15 protein-coding genes are annotated in these 18,579 nt (G+C 56.4%); all 15 read left to right on the plus strand.

The window, feature by feature from the left end; all coding sequences use genetic code 11:
- Positions 1 to 230: 230 nt before the first annotated feature.
- The 15 genes from gltB (at position 231) to WD071_RS07195 (ending at position 18,509) form a co-directional block, all read left to right on the plus strand.
- Positions 231 to 4,799: a glutamate synthase large subunit gene (gltB, locus tag WD071_RS07125; protein ID WP_368047664.1), complete on the plus strand. Its 4,569-nt coding sequence runs from the start codon at positions 231 to 233 to the stop codon at positions 4,797 to 4,799.
- Positions 4,800 to 4,881: 82 nt separating this feature from the next.
- Positions 4,882 to 6,315: a glutamate synthase subunit beta gene (locus tag WD071_RS07130; RefSeq protein WP_368047665.1), complete on the plus strand. Its 1,434-nt coding sequence runs from the start codon at positions 4,882 to 4,884 to the stop codon at positions 6,313 to 6,315.
- A 619-nt stretch (positions 6,316 to 6,934) separates the two neighbouring features.
- Positions 6,935 to 7,138, plus strand: a complete 204-nt coding sequence (locus tag WD071_RS07135; RefSeq protein ID WP_368047666.1) for a Flp family type IVb pilin — start codon at positions 6,935 to 6,937, stop codon at positions 7,136 to 7,138.
- Between the two features lie 89 nt (positions 7,139 to 7,227).
- A complete protein-coding gene (locus tag WD071_RS07140; protein WP_368047667.1) occupies positions 7,228 to 7,671 on the plus strand; it encodes a prepilin peptidase in 444 nt (147 codons plus the stop codon).
- A 97-nt stretch (positions 7,672 to 7,768) separates the two neighbouring features.
- Entirely contained in the window at positions 7,769 to 8,632 is an 864-nt protein-coding gene (gene cpaB / locus WD071_RS07145; RefSeq protein WP_368047668.1) for a Flp pilus assembly protein CpaB, read from the plus strand.
- Positions 8,633 to 8,645: 13 nt separating this feature from the next.
- Complete coding sequence (locus WD071_RS07150; protein ID WP_368047669.1) at positions 8,646 to 10,139, plus strand: type II and III secretion system protein family protein; 1,494 nt, start codon at positions 8,646 to 8,648, stop codon at positions 10,137 to 10,139.
- Positions 10,140 to 10,152: 13 nt separating this feature from the next.
- Positions 10,153 to 10,476 carry a hypothetical protein gene (locus tag WD071_RS07155; protein ID WP_368047670.1) on the plus strand — a complete coding sequence of 108 codons (324 nt, stop codon included), beginning with the start codon at positions 10,153 to 10,155 and terminating at the stop codon, positions 10,474 to 10,476.
- A gap of 37 nt (positions 10,477 to 10,513) precedes the next feature.
- Complete coding sequence (locus tag WD071_RS07160) at positions 10,514 to 11,989, plus strand: pilus assembly protein TadG-related protein (RefSeq protein WP_368047671.1); 1,476 nt, start codon at positions 10,514 to 10,516, stop codon at positions 11,987 to 11,989.
- A 93-nt stretch (positions 11,990 to 12,082) separates the two neighbouring features.
- On the plus strand, positions 12,083 to 12,514 hold the full coding sequence (locus WD071_RS07165) for a TadE/TadG family type IV pilus assembly protein (RefSeq protein ID WP_368047672.1): 432 nt from the start codon (positions 12,083 to 12,085) through the stop codon (positions 12,512 to 12,514).
- Positions 12,504 to 13,091, plus strand: a complete 588-nt coding sequence (locus WD071_RS07170; protein WP_368047673.1) for a TadE/TadG family type IV pilus assembly protein — start codon at positions 12,504 to 12,506, stop codon at positions 13,089 to 13,091. Before WD071_RS07165 ends, WD071_RS07170 begins: the two co-directional genes overlap by 11 nt.
- A gap of 48 nt (positions 13,092 to 13,139) precedes the next feature.
- Positions 13,140 to 14,336, plus strand: a complete 1,197-nt coding sequence (locus WD071_RS07175) for a CpaE family protein (RefSeq protein WP_368047674.1) — start codon at positions 13,140 to 13,142, stop codon at positions 14,334 to 14,336.
- Between the two features lie 40 nt (positions 14,337 to 14,376).
- Positions 14,377 to 15,705, plus strand: a complete 1,329-nt coding sequence (locus tag WD071_RS07180; RefSeq protein WP_368047675.1) for a CpaF family protein — start codon at positions 14,377 to 14,379, stop codon at positions 15,703 to 15,705.
- A gap of 38 nt (positions 15,706 to 15,743) precedes the next feature.
- Positions 15,744 to 16,730, plus strand: a complete 987-nt coding sequence (locus tag WD071_RS07185) for a type II secretion system F family protein (RefSeq protein WP_368047676.1) — start codon at positions 15,744 to 15,746, stop codon at positions 16,728 to 16,730.
- A gap of 10 nt (positions 16,731 to 16,740) precedes the next feature.
- Positions 16,741 to 17,724: a type II secretion system F family protein gene (locus WD071_RS07190; protein ID WP_368047677.1), complete on the plus strand. Its 984-nt coding sequence runs from the start codon at positions 16,741 to 16,743 to the stop codon at positions 17,722 to 17,724.
- Positions 17,721 to 18,509, plus strand: a complete 789-nt coding sequence (locus tag WD071_RS07195) for a tetratricopeptide repeat protein (RefSeq protein ID WP_368047678.1) — start codon at positions 17,721 to 17,723, stop codon at positions 18,507 to 18,509. The genes WD071_RS07190 and WD071_RS07195 overlap by 4 nt, the downstream gene beginning before the upstream one ends.
- The last annotated feature ends 70 nt before the right edge of the window (positions 18,510 to 18,579 follow it).

Below are 18,579 nucleotides of genomic sequence, written 5' to 3' on the forward strand. Positions count from 1 at the left end.
GTATTGTGTCCAGCCCCCGTAAAACAGCGTACTGTGGTTTTACGACCGTCCGGAACTTGTCGGACACGCCGTCCGGGGTGCAGGCAGCGTCATCGAGCCGCGTCAAATCAAAAATCCAAAACCCACGCATCTCCTGGCTTGCAACGCTTGAAGATCGATCGTGTCGGCCAGGAACGTTAATGAAAGCCGAAGCGGAAACAACATAACGATATAACGAGACTTAGCGACTTATGACTGATCAGGCCCAATACCCCTACAAGTTTGGTTTCCCGGAAAAGACCGGGCTCTATGACCCGGCGAGCGAAAAAGACTCCTGCGGCGTAGGCTTTGTTGCAGACATTAAAGGTCGTCCCAGTCACCAGATCATGCTGGATGCCTATCACCTGAACTCGCGCATGGATCACCGCGGCGGTTGTGGCTTTGAAGCCAACACCGGTGACGGCGCCGGCATCCTGATGGCACTGCCCCACACCTTTTTTGCCAATATCGCCAGCGAAGAGCTGTCGACTCGCCTGCCGGAGAAAGGCAAATACGCAGTCGGCAACATCTTCCTGCCCCAGATCAGCAAAGAGCGCGAATTCTGCCGTGACGCCATCAATCAGATCATCGCCGAAGAAGGCCAGACCCTGCTGGGCTGGCGCGAAGTGCCCGTTGATGCTGATGGCGCCGATGTGGGCCCGGCCGCGCGCATGGCGCAGCCGCAGATCGAGCAACTGTTTATAGGCGCTGCAGAGGGCCTGGACAAAGAAGCCTTCGAACGCAAGCTGTACATCATCCGCAAGCGCTTTACCCACAAGCTGCGTGGCGACAAGTCGCTGCGCGAAGCCAAGATGGTTTACGCCTGCAGCCTGTCCACCAAGGTCATTGTCTATAAAGGCATGCTGACCCCGGGCCAGCTGTTCCCGTTTTACCAGGATCTGACCAACCCCGCCTGTGAAACCCACATGGCGATGGTGCATTCGCGCTTCAGCACCAACACCTTCCCGTCATGGGATCGTGCGCAGCCTAACCGGTTCATGAGTCACAACGGCGAAATCAACACCCTGCGCGGCAACGTCAACCAGATGGTGGCACGTGAAGGCACGCTCAATACCGACCTGTTTGGCAACAAGCTGAAAGACCTGTTCCCCATCATCGACTCGGATTGCTCCGACTCCGGTTCGTTCGACGCCGTGCTCGAGTTCATGCTGCTGTCGGGTCGCTCGCTGCAGGAAGCGGTGATGATGATGATCCCTGAAGCCTGGCAGTCAGACGTCAACATGACGCAGGACAAAAAAGACTTCTACGAATTCCATTCAGCGTTGATGGAGCCCTGGGATGGCCCGGCCTCCATTGTATTCTCTGACGGCCAGTACATCGGCGCCGTGCTCGACCGTAACGGTCTGCGCCCCAGCCGTTATTATGTCACTCACGACGACAAGGTCATCATGGCTTCGGAAGTGGGCGTGGTCAAAGTTGACCCGGCCAACGTCAAGGAAAAAGGTCGACTACAGCCGGGCCGTATGTTCCTGCTCGACTTTGAACAGGGCCGCCTGATTCCGGACGAAGAACTCAAGCACAGCATTGCCGCCAAGCGCCCTTACGGTGAATGGCTGAGTAATCAGAGGGTCACGCTGGACAAATTGTCCGACGGCAATGAAGCGCATTCCCTGGATTCTGAGGACGTGCTGGCGCGCATGCAGGCTTTTGGTTACACCACCGAGACCATGCAGTTCATGCTGCTGCCGATGATCACCGAAGCGCGCGATCCGCTGGGCTCCATGGGCAATGACTCGGCGCTGGCCTGTCTGTCCGACAAGCCACGCATGATCTACGACTATTTCAAACAACTGTTTGCCCAGGTCACCAACCCGGCCATCGACTCCATCCGTGAAGAAGTGGTGATGTCGCTGGAGTGTTTCATCGGGCCGGAAGGCAATCTGCTGGAAACCCGCGAAGACCAGGCTCACCGCCTGAGCCTGAAGCACCCGATTCTGTCCAACAAGCAATTGCAGACCATTGCCAACATGGACTACAACGGCCTGCGCAGCAAAGTGATCGACATCACCTATGACGTGAATGCCGATGAAGGGTTCCAGGACGCACTGAAACGCATTTGCAACGATGCCAGTCAGGCCATTGCTGACGGTTATGCGTTCATCATTCTGTCCGACCGCAAGATCAGCAAAAACCGCGCGGCCATCAGCGCCCTGATTGCCACCGGTGCGGTCCACCATTACCTGATCAAAACCCACGAACGCACCCGTATCGGTCTGATCGTGGAAACCGGCGAAGCCCGCGAAGTACATCACTTCTGTCTGCTGACGGGTTACGGCGCAGACGCAGTGAACCCTTACCTCGCGTTTGAAGCAGTCTGGCAGGCGCAGCTGGACGGCCTGATTGGCACGGAATACAACACCGAGGACAAAGTGGTGTATGCCTATAAAAAGGCAGTCGCCAAAGGCATGCTCAAGGTGATGGCGAAGATGGGCATTTCCACACTGCACTCCTATAAAGGCGCGCAGATATTTGAAGCCGTGGGCCTGGCCGACGACATCGTCAACCGCTGCTTTGTCGGCACCGCCAGCCGGGTGCAGGGCGTCAACTTTGCTACCCTGATCGAGGAAACCGAACGTCGTCACCGTCTGGGCTTCCCGGCCAACGATGAAAATCGTATTCCGGTGCTCAACAACCCGGGCGATTTCCATTGGCGTAACGGTGGCGACAGCCACATGTGGGATCCCAGCGCCATCTTCAACCTGCAGAACGCAGCGCGTACCAACAGCCCGGATGCCTATAAAGTATTCGCCAAATACACCAATGAACAGACCACCCGCGCCTGCACTCTGCGCGGCCTGCTGGATTTCCGCAAGGACACCGCTGCGATTGCGCTGGACGAAGTAGAGTCCGCCAAAGACATCGTTAAACGCTTTGCCACCGGCGCCATCAGTCTGGGCGCCATTTCGGAAGAAACGCACGAAACCCTGGCGGTGGCGATGAACCGCATGGGCGGTAAGTCGAACACCGGCGAAGGCGGTGAAGATCCGGCCCGGTTCACGCCCATGGCCAACGGTGATTCCAAACGCTCTGCGATCAAGCAGGTTGCGTCGGGCCGGTTTGGCGTCACCATCTGGTATCTGACCAATGCCAATGAGCTGCAGATCAAGATTTCACAGGGCGCCAAGCCCGGCGAAGGCGGTGAATTGCCCGGCGGTAAGGTGGACGATTACATCGCCAAAATTCGTCACTCAACGCCAGGTGTCGGCCTGATTTCGCCGCCGCCGCATCATGACATCTACTCCATTGAAGACATGGCGCAGTTGATCCATGACCTGAAAAACACCAACCGGGACGCGCGTATCAGTGTCAAGCTGGTGTCGGAAATCGGGGTCGGGACGGTTGCTGCGGGTGTCACCAAGGCTAAAGCGGATCATCTGGTGATTGCCGGTCACGACGGTGGCACCGGCGCATCCGCGCTGACCTCCATCAAACATGCCGGTCTGCCATGGGAGCTGGGTGTGGCCGAGACTCACCAGACGCTGGTGATGAACAACCTGCGTTCGCGCGTGGTGATTCAGACCGACGGCCAGCTCAAAACCGGCCGTGACGTTGCCATCGCCGCTTTGCTGGGCGCTGAAGAGTTCGGTTTTGCCACCGCGCCGCTGGTCACGCTGGGCTGCATCATGATGCGTAAATGCCACCTTAATACCTGCCCGGTGGGCATTGCCACTCAGGACCCGGAACTGCGCAAGAAGTTCAAAGGCCAGCCCGAGCACGTGGTCAACTACCTGTTCATGGTGGCCGAAGAGTTGCGTGAGATCATGGCGAAGCTGGGTATCCGCACGCTGAACGAGATGGTGGGTCGCGTAGACCTGCTGGAAAGCAATATCGCCATCGATCACTGGAAGGCCAAAGGCCTGGATCTGAGCAAGATTCTGGCGCCGGCCAAGGCCGTGTTCCCGAACACCGGCACTTATCAGACCATCGCGCAGGACCACGGCCTGGACAAGGCGCTGGACAACCAATTGATTGAAATGGCAGCGCCGGCGCTGGAGAAAGGCGAAAAAGTCGATATCGAACTGCCGGTGATCAACATCAACCGCGTGGTCGGCACCATGCTGTCCAACGAAGTGGCCAAGCGCTGGGGCGAGCAGATGCTGCCTGACGGCACCATCAACATCAAGCTCAATGGCTCGGCGGGTCAGAGCCTGGGCGCCTGGCTGGCCAAGGGCATTACCATCACGGTGGAAGGCGACTGCAACGACTTCGTGGGCAAGGGCCTGTCCGGCGGCCGCATTGTGGTGTACCCGCCGAAAAACAGTACCTTCAAGGCAGAAGAAAATATTATCGCCGGTAACGTCAACCTGTATGGCGCCACCGGCGGTGAAGCTTACTTCCGCGGCATTGCTGCCGAGCGTTTCGCGGTGCGTAACTCCGGTGCTTCGGCGGTTGTTGAAGGCATCGGCGACCACGGTTGTGAATACATGACCGGTGGCCGCGTGGTCATTCTGGGCAAAACCGGTCGCAATTTCGGCGCCGGCATGAGCGGCGGCGTCGCCTATGTCTGGGACCAGGATGAGAGCTTCGCTCGCCAGTGCAACACCGAGTCCTATGAGCTGGAAGGCGTCAGCGATGCCGCCGATCTGGCCGAACTGAAAACACTGATCAGCAACCACCTGCAGTACACCGGCTCTGCGGTGGCACAGCAGATTCTGGATAACTGGGATCAGGCCATCAAACAGTTCGTCAAAGTCATGCCCAGCGACTACAAACGTGTGCTGGCAGAAATGGCGGCAAAAGAACAGGCGGTCGCAGTTTAACGGCGAAAGCGAACAGGATCATCGGGTACGGCCGTTTCGTGACAGCCTGCCAGGATATAAATTTCGAAGAATGGGTTAAGACATGGGTAAACCAACTGGTTTTAAAGAATTTGAGCGCAAGACTGAACCATATCGGGCGCCGGCGGAACGACTCCTTGATTACAAGGAACTTTACTCCGAACACGACGAAAAGCACCTGGCCACCCAGGGTGCACGGTGCATGGATTGTGGCGTCCCGTTTTGCCAATCGGAAAACGGCTGCCCGGTCTACAACCTGATTCCCGAATGGAATGATCTGGTTTACAAAGGTCAGTGGCGCGACGCGCTGGATCGTCTGCACAAAACCAATAACTTCCCCGAGTTTACCGGCCGCGTGTGCCCGGCGCCGTGCGAAGGATCCTGTGTACTGGGCATCAATGAACCCGCGGTCACCATCAAGAACATCGAAAACGCCATCATCGACAAAGGCTTTGAAAACGGCTGGGTGGTCGCCAACCCGCCGAAGATCCGCACCGGTAAAAAAGTGGCGGTCATCGGTTCCGGCCCGGCCGGGCTGGCTGCCGCCGCGCAGCTGAATCAGGCGGGTCATGAAGTAACGGTTTACGAGCGCGCCGACCGTATCGGTGGTCTGCTGATGTACGGCATCCCGAACATGAAGCTGGAAAAGGATGTGGTGGATCGCCGCGTTAAATTGCTGGAAGAAGAAGGCGTTAAATTTGTTACCGGCGTTGATGTCGGCGGCAAGGGTGTCAATGGCATGCCTGCTGACGAATTGCTGGGCAAGGTCGATGCCATGTGTCTGGCCACCGGCGCCACCACCGCACGCGATCTGGGTATCCCCGGCCGCGAAGGCCCAGGCGTGCACTACGCCATGGAATTCCTCACCGCCAACACCAAGAGCCTGCTGGATTCCGAGTTGAAAGACGGCCAGTACATCAATGCCAAGGATAAAAACGTCATTGTTATCGGTGGCGGTGACACCGGTACCGACTGTATCGCTACATCGCTGCGTCACGGCTGCAAGTCGCTGGTCAACTTTGAGATCATGCCCAAGCCGCCACGCGAGCGCCCCGCTGATAACCCCTGGCCGCTGTGGCCAAAGATTTTCCGTTCTGATTATGGCCATGAAGAAGCCGCCTACCGCGACGGCAGCGACCCGCGCGTCTACTCCATCAGCGGCAAGGAATTTGTCCGCGACGAACACGGCAAACTGCTGGGCATCAATACCGTTGAGGTCGACAGCAATTTCAAGGAAGTGCCAGGCACAACCAAATTCTGGGAAGCCGAGCTGATACTGCTGTCCATGGGTTTTCTGGGGCCGGAGCACTACGTCAGCAACCCGCTGGGGCTGGAGCTGGATCAGCGCTCCAACTACAAAGCCGAGTACAAGGACTTCCGCACCAGCCACCCCAAGGTATTCGCCGCAGGCGATTGCCGCCGGGGACAGTCGCTGGTGGTACGGGCCATTGATGAAGGTCGTCTGGTGGCTGATGCCATCAACAAGTATCTAGCTTGATGCAGTAACGCGTTTGCCCGTGCAGCTTTTGGCTGCCGGGCGGGCGCGTAATCTTTTGGTTTTTCCCACTTCCCCGTTATCACCCGCACTTTTGTGTATTCAGTGCCCCTCTGAGCGCCAGAAACTCACGTCTGGCAAAAGTCTTTAGCTGATGTTTGTAAACCTGTATCTGTGAATCCGTTGGACCCGCCACAGGTAACGGATGAGCAACAAATTCATAACGTTTCTGTGACACAGCTCACGGTTCATCATCAATTTAACCGATTTAAGACAAATGTTTGCAAATTTTGTGACCCGGGTTACATGCTTTTCTATTCCAAAAGGTGCATACTGAATGTGTTGCGGTCAATGGAGCGACGAAAAATGTCAGTCCTGCGGTTGGATGGCATAATTTTGTAACGATTTGCCTGACTGGTTAGTGATAGCTTTTCACTAAGTGGAAGGAAAATGGATTAAAGGTTTGAACTTTTGCTGATGACAGCTTAATGTCAAACTGAACAAGTGTGAATCGGGAGCGTTTTAACAGGGAGTAACCCCCGACTGTGCGCTGGCAGACCATTGCCGGTTTCAAAAACCTTATCGTCTTACGATGAACACTGAACAACAAGGAGTTACCCCCATGAAAAACCTGCTGAACAACTTACTCAAGCGTTTTGCAAAAGAAGAGTCCGGGGCCACGATGGTGGAATATGCCATTCTGGTAGCCTTGGTCTCTGTTGCCGCGATCGCGGTGATCACCCTGATCGGCCCTGCCATAATAGAGGCATTCCAGACAGCGGTAGATGCACTTCCTGCTGCCGCCGAAGGCGGAACGACGGAGTAACGATCGGCGATAACCCGAATCCCCGGTGACATAAAATGCCATCGGGGTTGTGGTTGCGCCAGACCTCCCGGAAACAGAGACTCAGTTCCATGGACCATTTGGCACAATGGGCACCGTTGATAGTGGCGGCGTCGATTATGGTTCCTGCGCTGATTTGTGATCTGCGCCAGCGCCGTATACCCAATTTTTTAAGCCTCGCCGGGTTTGGCGCAGGACTAGTGCTGCATGGCTGGCTGGCTGGCTGGCACGGCGCCGGATTTGCGCTGCTCAGCGGCCTGACATTACTGGCAACCATGTTCGGCCTGTTTGCCCTGGGCTGGCTGGGCGCCGGTGATGTCAAACTGCTGGCAGCTGCCGGTGCCATTGGCGGCAGTCTGAACACAGCACTGAACATTGTGCTGGTTACTGGGGTGACTGGCGGCGTGCTTGGCCTGATCATGCTGCTGCGTTACGGCCGCAGCGCGCATTCAGTGCCTTACGCCGTCGCCATTGCCATCGGCACATTGCTGGCCGTTGGCTACCCATTAGTATGAGCGCGTGTAATAGACGTGTTTAATTGAAAAGCCACCAGGGAGGTAGCACCATTACTGAGAGCCGATAACAATATCGAATTAGTACAGGAGATTGACCATGAGATCCAGAGCGCTTCTGTTTCTGGGATTAGCCCTCGCCCTGGGCGGGGTGGCCGCTTACCTGGTCAATCAAATGCTGACCAACCAGACTGCACCCACTGTTGTTGAAGCTCCGGCACCTCGAATTGAAACTCGCGCCACCGTGGTCGCAGACGTCGATTTACCCATCGGTACCGAACTGAACGAATCGCATTTACGCGTCGTTGAGCTGCCGCTCAATGCCTTTCCGGTCAACAGTTTTATCCGCGTTGAGGATACCCTTGCAAACCCGCCGGTAACCGTCATGACCCCAATCAGCGAAGGCGAGGTGGTCATCGCCCCCCGCCTGTCCACCGGTATTTTGTATCGCGGTATTACCGGGCGTATCACCGAGGGCAAGCGCGGCATTTCCATACCGGTGAATGCCGTACGCGGCGTTGGTGGATTTGTGTTGCCGGGCGATCGTATCGATGTGCTGCACACCACCACCATTGGACGCCGTGACAATCAACCGGTCACCCGTACCTTACTCCAGGATCTGACCGTGCTGGCCATTGACCAGACCAACGCCGAAGATTTTGCCGAACCGACACTGGTCAACGTCGTCACGTTGCTCGCCACCCAGGAAGAGGCCAAGACGCTGACCCTGGCACTGGAAGTGGGCACCCTGACGCTGACCCTGCGCAGCGGGCTGGATCACGAAGAAGACGAATCACGCACCATTGCCTTGAGTAACCTGTGGACCTGGGGTCCGCAAGATCTGGGTTCGGCTGCCGGCCAACAAGGCCGCGCGCCCGCGCCGCCCCCCAGCAACCAGGTGCAGGTTATCCGCGGACTCATCGTCAATGAAGAAACCGTGACGCCCGACGACACGAGCAACTGACCTCAAAGGAACCATGATGCCCTTAGTCAACAACAATAACAGACTCGCCGGGAGCTTTCGAAGCTGGCTGTCCGTGTGCAAAACGCTGATGCGACTTACCGTCTGTGCCGCAATGATCGCAACACCGCTGGCTTTGGCAATCTCAATGGCCCAGGCACAAACAGAGGACTTCACACTGGGGTTCAGCGACAACAGCGCTACTCGCGAACTGACCCTGCCCATCGGCAAAACGCAGATCATTAGCAGCGCCCGGGCGCTTGAACAGGTTATTGTTGGAAATGCCAGTATCGCCGATGTCGAGCTACTTAACGACCGGCAGTTCCTGATCATGGGCCTCAGTGCCGGTACCACCAATCTCGCATTCCGCGATACTAACAACCGGGTCATCGCTGTCATGGACGTGGTGGTGGGGTATGACATGGACAGTCTCAAACGCAACTTTCACGAAGCCCTGCCCGGCGAACCCAATATCGAGGTGCGCTCCGCCAATGGCAAGATCCTGCTCAGCGGCCAGGTTGGCAGTGCCGCGACCATGGACACAGCCCTGCAGCTGGCCCGCAGTTACGCCGCCGGGGAAGGTGAGGTTATCAATCTGATGCAGGTGGGCGGTGGTCAACAGGTAATGCTGGAAGCCCGCATCGCCGAAGTTAAACGTAACGCTCTGCGCAATCTTGGCATCGAAGCTTATGGCGGTGGCAGCGCCGGCGACAATACCGTGTTCAATTTCCTCACTGGCAATCCGGTGCAATCCGCTTTTGGCGGCGGCCTGGGCATTGAGACCACGTCGTTTGGCTCCATACCTGTTGGTGTTGTGTTGCAGGCACTGGAGCAAGAGGGTTCGGCCAAGGTTCTGGCTGAGCCCAATATCGTTGCACTGTCAGGCCAGGAGGCCAATTTCCTTGTGGGCGGTGAGTTTCCGGTACCCATTGCCCAGACCGGTGGCGACAATGCCGGCACCATCACCATTGAGTGGAAGGAATTTGGTGTAGGCCTGCGTTTTACGCCTACCGTGCTCTCAGACCGCCGCATCAATATGCAGTTGACGACAGAAGTGTCAGATCTCGATTTCACCACCGGCACCGCCATTCTTGGCACGACCATTCCCGGTCTGCGCACACGCCGTGCGGGCACCACCGTGGAGCTGGGTGATGGCAACAGCTTTGCCATTGCCGGTCTGCTGCAAAGCGATATCAGCACCGTGGCCCGGGAATTCCCGGGACTGGGCAGTATCCCCATTCTGGGCGCACTGTTCCGTAGCAGTGAATTTCAGCAGGATGAAACCGAACTGGTCATCATCATTACCCCGCGTCTGGTGCAATCCTCGGGGGATGGTGCACTGGTCCTGCCCACCGAGGGTTACCAGGCGCCGAGTCGGATCGAACAGTATATTGAAGGCCGGGTGGAAGGCGCACCGCCGATGGATGCCCAGGGCAATCCGGTTTCCCCGCAAACGCCCGCAGACCGGATCGAAGACGGCCTGGACGGCGCCAGCGGTCACCAGTTCTGAAGGAGATCACACCATGTTCAACATCACACAGACACGGCGTTACCAGGATCGGAGTACAACAACATCGGCGACATTGTTTGCTGCAGTCACGCTGATGCTGCTGCTGAACGCCTGCACCTCATCGGGTGCCCCCCGGCCGCTCAATCTTGCCGACAACTTTGGCAACGCCGTGCGTCAGAATATGGCGGTGCAGGTGATCAACCCGGATGCCACTGGCCCGGATGAATCTGACCGCATTGACGGTCAAAGCGCCGAGCGCGCGCTGGAATCCCAACGCGCACGGTCTGTTGAGTCTGAACCTGAAAGCCTGATCCTCAGCGTTGGCGGTGGCAGTTAAGCCCCACGCCTGATCAGGCTAAATCGAGTAATGGACAATGAAAAAAGACAAAGGCAATTTTTTGGTTTTCACCGCCCTCATGGCTACCGCGCTGGCGGGCGTGGGCGTATTGTCATTGGACCTGGGTCGCCTGTTTGTGTTGCGATCGGAAATGCAGAATGCAGCCGATGCTGCGGCACTGGCAGCCGCCGCTGAACTGACGGGAAAGCCCGGTTCGCGCGCCAACGCCGAAGCCGCTGCGCGCAATCTGCTGCAGCATGACAGCCGCTTTGCCGATATTCGGCCCTTGCTGGGCAACACCCTTCAGATAGATTTTTATTGTTCCATCGGGTCGCGTGCAGATCCTGCGGATATCCAGGTGTACTGCAGCGAAGACGAAGTGGATGGACGTCGCCTCGCGGCTGACGACACCGAAGCCTCCTACGCCCGGGTCCGACTGGAACCGGGGGATAACAGTGACGCTTATTCCCTTTCCCTGCTGTTTTTACCCGTACTCAATGCCACCATGGACAACGCGCAGTCTCGCGTCTTTAGCAGCGCCCGTGCCATGGCCGGTCAGCATTTCTATGCCTGTAACTACCCCCCTATCCTGATGTGTAATCCGCATGAGCCATTGCCGTTTGCGGACAACATGATCGAGGGCGCGCAGGTGGCGTACCTGAATTCCGGCGACGGTTCTGACGCCTGGGCACCGGGCAATTTTGGCTGGATGCAGCCGCCCGGCGCGGGCAACGGCACCCCGGAGGTCACCGCCTACATGGCCGACCCGACAGCAACCGGTTGCACACGTCCCCTGCTCGATACCCGTACCGGTAATTTTGGCAATGCTGTCGCCAACGCCATGAACACCCGGTTTGGTCTGTACAACAATCCGCATTTTGGCGATCAGGCAGCCCGTAATGCCTACAAGGCCGCTCCCAATGTGATTTCCTACCCGCGCGACTCAGCCTTTGACGCTGTAGCGGGTCGCAATAATTATGGTAACGGTGTCTGGGATCGGAACGGTTATTTCAGCACCTACCATGATCATCAGCCCGCCGGCCGACCGGTGAGCTGGGAGACCATGACGCGCTGGGAAGTCTATTTGTGGGAGCTGTGGGGCAACAACTATGCTGATGCGGATCTGGATGCTTACCCCTCGTCACCACATCAATTGCCCAGTCGTGAGCCGCAGTTCAATCCGAATTCGCCGGCTGGCCAGCATCCGGACAACAGCGATGGCAGCTACCACGGTTACCCGCCGCCCGACACCGTGAATACCACCAGCACTTCGCCCCCCACGCTGAGCAACGCCAACCGGCGCTCCATGCTGGTAGCCGTGGTCAACTGCGGTATTCGTAATATCAATGGTAACTCGGTATTCACCATGGTGCGTCCGGAAGGATTTGCGCGGTTGTTCCTGACCGAGGTTGTCGATGATTCAACCAACTCGCTCTATTATGAGTATGTAGAGTGGGCTGCCGATGCCGAGACAGTGGCGGAATATTACAGCGAAACCCAGTTATTCGAATAAGGAGTTCGACCCGAATTAACCATGAAGCAACGCGACGCTATCGATCATAGACCGCATCAGTCAACGCTGCCCAGACAGCAGCGCGGCACTGCTATGATCGAATTCAGCATTCTGTCACCGCTGCTGTTTTTGTTATTGTTCGGGTTTACCGAAATGGGCCGCTTGCTGTATCAGCAAAACCAGCTCACTAAACAGGTCACGACGGGGGCCCGCTATATCGCCCGCATCCCGGATGCCGTCAACACGGATGACTGCAGTATCGGTCCGGGCTGGGCCGATGCCGTGACAAGCGCGCAGACACTTGTGGCCCAATCAGTTAACGGCGACCCTGTGCTGCCCGGCCTAAATCCGGGTGACGTCAGTTTCACGATAATTGCACCGAATGTCAGCACCCCAGCCTGCGTCATCCACGTCGAAGTGGAAACCGGCTATATCACCCTTTTCGGGGATTCATCTACGCCTCTCTTTAACATTGGTCCGATCATGCTGAACACGTCGGCCGAGGAGCGTTTTCTTGGGCTCTGATAAAGCATTTGAACGTTTTGCAGGGCGACGCGGCCCAAGCCGACAGCGCGGTGCCACCATGGTCGAATTTGCAGTGACACTGGGCCTGTTCTTCCTGCTCATACTGGCCATTTTTGAATTCGTCATCATGGTGCTGGTCATCTCACGTGCCAATGAGGCAACCCGCGACATGGCCCGCCTGGCCATCGTCAGTGACCCTATATGCAATATCTGGGGCACTTCCTGCCCCGGTGGTGCTCCTTTGAGCTGTCCGGCAGGGACGCCTGTCACGGTCACTCTGGCAGGCGCCAGCAACTGCACGGCGAATTCGACCGACACCGCCTGCCGGATGCTGAACCGCGCCCAGCTGCATTTGCCTGATATCCTTGGCAATCAAATTGAAGTACGCTATGCCTGTTCGGGCACCAGCCGATCCAATCGGCCGGAACCAGTGCCGCTGGTGACAGTCGCGTTGCGTAATGTAACGCACACATTAGCTGTACCTGCCTTTCTGGGCCTGAGCCCACAGCTTAATATTCCTGCGTTTGAAACCACGCGCGTGGCCGAAGATATCAACACATCACAGAAACAGTACTAGCGGATTTTTTCTTTATAAATTGACGCGTTACACAGAGATAGAAGTTATATGCAAAACCAGTTAAGCGTCGTCAGTCTTGTGCTTAACCAGAAAACCGGTGACGATCTGAACAATGCGATGCATGGCATCGACAGTCTGACGCACAAGGTACAGCGCTATCAGGGACAACAACCTCTGGCTGATCTAGCCAGGCTGGCCATGCTCCCGGATGTGGTGGTACTGGAACTGGATAACGAAAACAAGGATTCACTAGACGATATCGCGTTTTTCGTGGAAAAGCACGGTGAAGTGACCCATGTCTTTGTCACGGTGCAGGATGCCAGCGTCAACCTGATTCGACAGTTGATGCGCAATGGCGTTCGCGATGTACTGGCCCAACCCATCACTGCCATCGACATTACCACGGCATTGGAAAGCACACGCGCACGTCGCCGCAAAGTCATCGCTACCAGTACCGCTCATCGCGGCAGAGTCTGCGCGTTTCTGAACACGCGTGGCGGTGCCGGCTCCAGTTTTCTGGCCCTGAACGTGGCGCATCAGCTCACCACCGAATTCAACAAAACGGTATGTCTGGTAGACATGGATATTCAGTTCGGCACCATTACCGTGGATCTGGATGTGCGCGCTGATGCCGGTGTGCTGGAGGCCCTGCGCAACCCGTCACGCATCGACCAGGTGTTTATTGACTCACTTATGGTACGTCATCCCAGTGGCCTGTCTTTCCTGCCATCACCAGGCGACTTGAGCCATACGGATGACATCAAGGCCGACGCAGTCACCAGGCTGATCAATACGTTGGCAGATTCGTATGACCTGGTCGTTATCAGCATGCCGACCTGCCTTAACGAATGCAATGAGCAGGTTTTGCGCATGTCGGACCCGGTGTTCCTGGTGACGCAGAATACCCTGTCCATGCTGCGGAATCTGAAAATTATGATCGAGCGCCTGCCCCTGCGCGACATCCCCAAAGCGCACCTGGCGGTGATTCACAATCGCACCGACACCGTGGTTCATGACCCCATCTTCAGGAAAATGGAAAAAGTCATGGATGGTGTACCCCTGTATCGCGTGCGCAGTGACTTTAAACTGGCGGCACAGGCAGCCACCGAAGGCAAGACCGCCAATGAGCTGTCCACCCGTGCCGGTATTATCAAGGATATTCGCGTCATCTCGAGCATGCTCGCAGGAAAAGAGACGCCTGATGCAACACAAAAAAGACGCGGCCTTTTTGGCTGGTTCTCCTGATTGAGCACGTTTATCTGACTGAACACAGAGAAGCAGAATTATGGATTCACCCAAAACAGAACAGCCTTATGACCCGCTCGCAGACCAGGGCATGCGCCGTGAATTAATTGAGACCAAAACCCGCATTCACCGTGATTTGCTCAACCGCATCAATCTCGAACTAATGGATCAACTGACTCCGGATCAGGTGCGCCGCGAGATAGCCTCGCTGGCCAGCAACCTTATGGATCAGGAGAATCTGCGCCTGAACAGCAGTGAGCGTGATACGGTCATTCGGCAAATCCAGGATGAAATCCTGGGCCTTGGCCCACTTGAGCCACTGTTGGCCGACCCCACCGTTTCCGATATCCTGGTCAACACCTGGGCCAAGACCTATGTGGAACGCAAAGGTCGTCTGGAAGAAACCAATGTACAATTCCAGAACGACAAGCATCTGCGTCGTATCATTGACAAGATCGCCTCTTCCATTGGTCGTCGTATTGATGAATCCATGCCCATGGTGGACGCACGCCTGCCTGACGGCTCCCGGGTCAACGCCATCATTCCACCAGCAGCGGTCGATGGTCCGATCCTGTCCATTCGTAAGTTCAGTGCTGATCCGCTACGCATGGAAGATCTGGTCAATTTCCGCGCCCTGACACCGCCCATGGCGGAATTTCTGCGCGCCTGCGGCAAGGCCCGCGTCAATGTGATCATCTCTGGTGGTACCGGTTGTGGTAAGACGACTCTGCTCAACGCTCTGTCCGGTTATATTCCGTCAGATGAACGCATTGTAACCATCGAAGACTCGGCGGAGTTGCAGTTACAACAGCCGCACATCGTACGCCTGGAGACCCGGCCAGCGAATATTGAAGGCCATGGTGAAATCACTCAGCGTGATCTGGTCAAAAACGCCCTGCGTATGCGCCCCGATCGAATCATTCTGGGCGAGGTGAGGGGCAGCGAGGCCATGGACATGTTGCAGGCCATGAACACCGGTCACGACGGTTCCATGACTACCATTCACGCCAATTCGCCGCGTGACGCACTAACCCGTATGGAACACATGATAGGCATGACCGGATTATCTGTTCCACCTGTCGCCATTCGTCAACAGATCGCAGCCGCGCTGCACATTCTGGTGGATGCCGAACGGATGATTGACGGTCGACGCGTGGTGACCAGTATCCAGGAAATCACCGGCATGGAAGAAAATGTAGTGGGCCTGCAGGAAATATTCATGTTCGAAAAGCAGACTGTGGATTCCGCAGGCAAGGTGATCGGACGCTTCCGGCCCACCGGCATTCGACCCAAGATTGCGAAACGTATCAGCGAGTACGGTGTTGAGCTGCCTGCCGACCTGTTCGACCCGAACAAAATTTATGAATAACCGGCGTTCGCAGTACTATATGAGGCTAGCCGTGACCTATGAATAATATAACTGTAATGTTGATATCGGTGCTGGTGTTTGTTGCCGCTGTACTGTTTTTGATCAGTGCATATCTGTTAATCACGGAGAGACAAATGCACAGCGCCTCGTCTTTAAAAAAACGTATCGACAAGGTCAGTGCCAAACCCTCAGGTCGACTCGATTTCAAACCACAGGTGTCTCTGATACGTGAGCAGCACAGTGATTCACGTTTTGCGTTTTTGCTTAGGTATTTTGATATTGGCCGACTGGAGGCCTTTCTTAAGTCGGCTGGGAGCAAGCTGACGCCTCACGCTTTCATTGCCATCAGTCTGACCTGTGGTCTTGGCGGCGCCCTTGCTAGCACTCTGCTGCTGCGCAATCTGTCCGCATTGTCACTGGCGCTTGGCCTGTTGCTGGGTATCGCAATTCCCTACATGATGATAAAACGGAAGGGACGCAAGCGCAGGGATAAAATGGTGGAGCAACTCCCCGATGCCATGGACTACTTTGCCCGCGCATTGCGAGCCGGCAATCCTTTTGTAGGGGCCATCAAGGCCGGGGCCGAAGAGACCCCCGCACCGCTGGCGGACGAGTTGGCAGTCACCTTTGACGAAATGAATTTCGGCATCGATTTTGACGAGGCCATGCGCAATTTTGCCAACCGCACCAATGCCGAGGAAATCCGGTTATTTGTGACCGCTGTGCTGGTACAAAAGAACACCGGTGGCAATCTGGCTGAACTGATGAACCGCATTTCCAGCCTGTTGCGTGAACGCGCGCGAACTCGCGGTGAGATCCGGATTCAGGCGGCGGACATGCAATCTTCGGCCAAGGTACTGATCGGCCTGCCCTTCGGCATTGCCGGTGTGATGCAGTTACTGAATCCGGATTATTTCACGGTACTGCTGGAGTCGGAACTTGGGATGATTCTGATCTTTGTACAACTGGGCATGATCGGCGCTGGCTGGCTCATCATGCAACGCATGATCAATTTCAGGATATAGGACACAGACTATGGCAGCTTTGCTCGCGTCTCCGGTTACCTTTATCGTCATGGTGCTCGTCGTGCTGGCTATTGGGCTGGTTGTGGCCGCGGTTTATCAGATTTTTGGCAGTAACGCTAACCATGAAAAAGTGCTCCGGCGCCTGGAAAACCTGACTGCCGCTCCCGAATCGAATGTCCCGGACAAAGACAAACAACCCGGTTTTGAAAAAGACGGCGCCTTTATGGTACGCGTGCTGGAGCCGGTAGGCGGCCTCATTCTGCCTAAAGAAGACTGGCAGAAATCCGGCATGCAGAAAAAACTGGTTCACGCCGGATACCGCAGTGCAAAAGCCATTGTCGTGCTGCTGGGCGCCAAGGTGCTGATTGGTCTTGCGCTGCCGATTGTCACGGGTGCATTGTGGTCGTTGTACGGCAGCGCCGACTACCCCATGGGCAGTCCTGTTTCTTTGGCGGCACTGATCCTGACCAGCCTGATTGGTTTTATTCTGCCCGACTATATCTTGCAGAAGCGCATCAATACGCGCCGACTGAAAATGACCGAAGGTTTCCCCGATGCCCTGGACATGCTGGTGGTGTGTGTGGAAGCCGGCCTGGGGCTCGACGCAGCAATCAGCCGGGTTTCTGCCGAATTGCGTCTGAGCCACCCGGAACTGGCCAATGAGCTGGAATTGAACTCGCTGGAAACCCGTGCCGGCAAGAGCCGTGATGAAGCCCTCAAAGCACTGAGCGAGCGCATGGGTGTGGAGGAGGTACAGGCCATGGTGACGCTGCTTATACAGGCTGACAAATTTGGTACCAGTGTTGGTACCGCGCTGCGCAGTTATGCCGAAGAAATGCGGATCAAGCGCATCCAGCGCGCCCGCGAAAAGGCCGCCAAACTGCCCGTGAAAATGCTGTTTCCGGTGATGGTGTTCATTTTTCCGGCACTGTTTCTGGTGATTCTGGGACCGGCGGTAGTCAGTATTTCCAATACGCTGGTTGGTGCGTTTTGACGTCACTCGAAACCCGGCGCTTACTGCGTCGACTATGCTTCACCATTTGCCTCAACTTGGGGCTGGCGCTGACCGCCTGTGTCACGCAGCCGGCCATACCCATTGAGGACCGTCTTGGCGCCCTGCAGGAGGCTGCGGGCCAGGCGCTGAGTCTGGGCGACCTCAACAGTATGGAAACCATTGTCCTTCAGATCATGCAGCTTGACCCGGACAATGCCCTCGCCGTGGAGAGTATGGGTATGCTGGCACTGCGCCAGAATCGCCTGCTCATTGCCCGTGATTATCTGACCCTTACCACCGAGCTGGATCCCGGTCGCTGGTCGGCCTGGAACGGACTCGGCATTGTCGCTGACCGGGAAGAACAGCATGACGAAGCCCAGAGGCATTTTTTGCGCGGCCTGGCGCTAAGGCCCGGACACCCCCAGATACTTGCCAACCTGGGCTGGTCGTTGTTACTTGACGGTCGTTACGAGGAAGCCGAGATGCAGCTGCGCGCTTCACTACAGACGGCACCGGAGGTGGCTACCAGCCGCAGCAACCTGGCCCTGGCCATTGCCATGCAAGGCCGATATGACGAAGCGCAAGAACACTATCTGAGTCTTTACAGTGAAGCGGTAACTGCCAATAACCTGGGCATTGCTGCCCAGCGGCGAGGCGACACCAATCGGGCGCGTGAATTTTTCCAGCAGGCCATCAGCCTGAGCCCGACCTTTTACACGCGCGCTGCCAGTAACCTGCAGCAATTGCAGCGAAGTAACCCGACCCCGGTACTTGTATTACCGTAGTCAGAGGCAACTTCAAAACGCTTTCACATTGGTTGTGCTACAATTCCTGAAACCCCGGATTCAGCCGAAC

The organism is Pseudohongiella sp., assembly GCF_040877505.1.
Lineage (GTDB): Bacteria > Pseudomonadota > Gammaproteobacteria > Pseudomonadales > Pseudohongiellaceae > Pseudohongiella.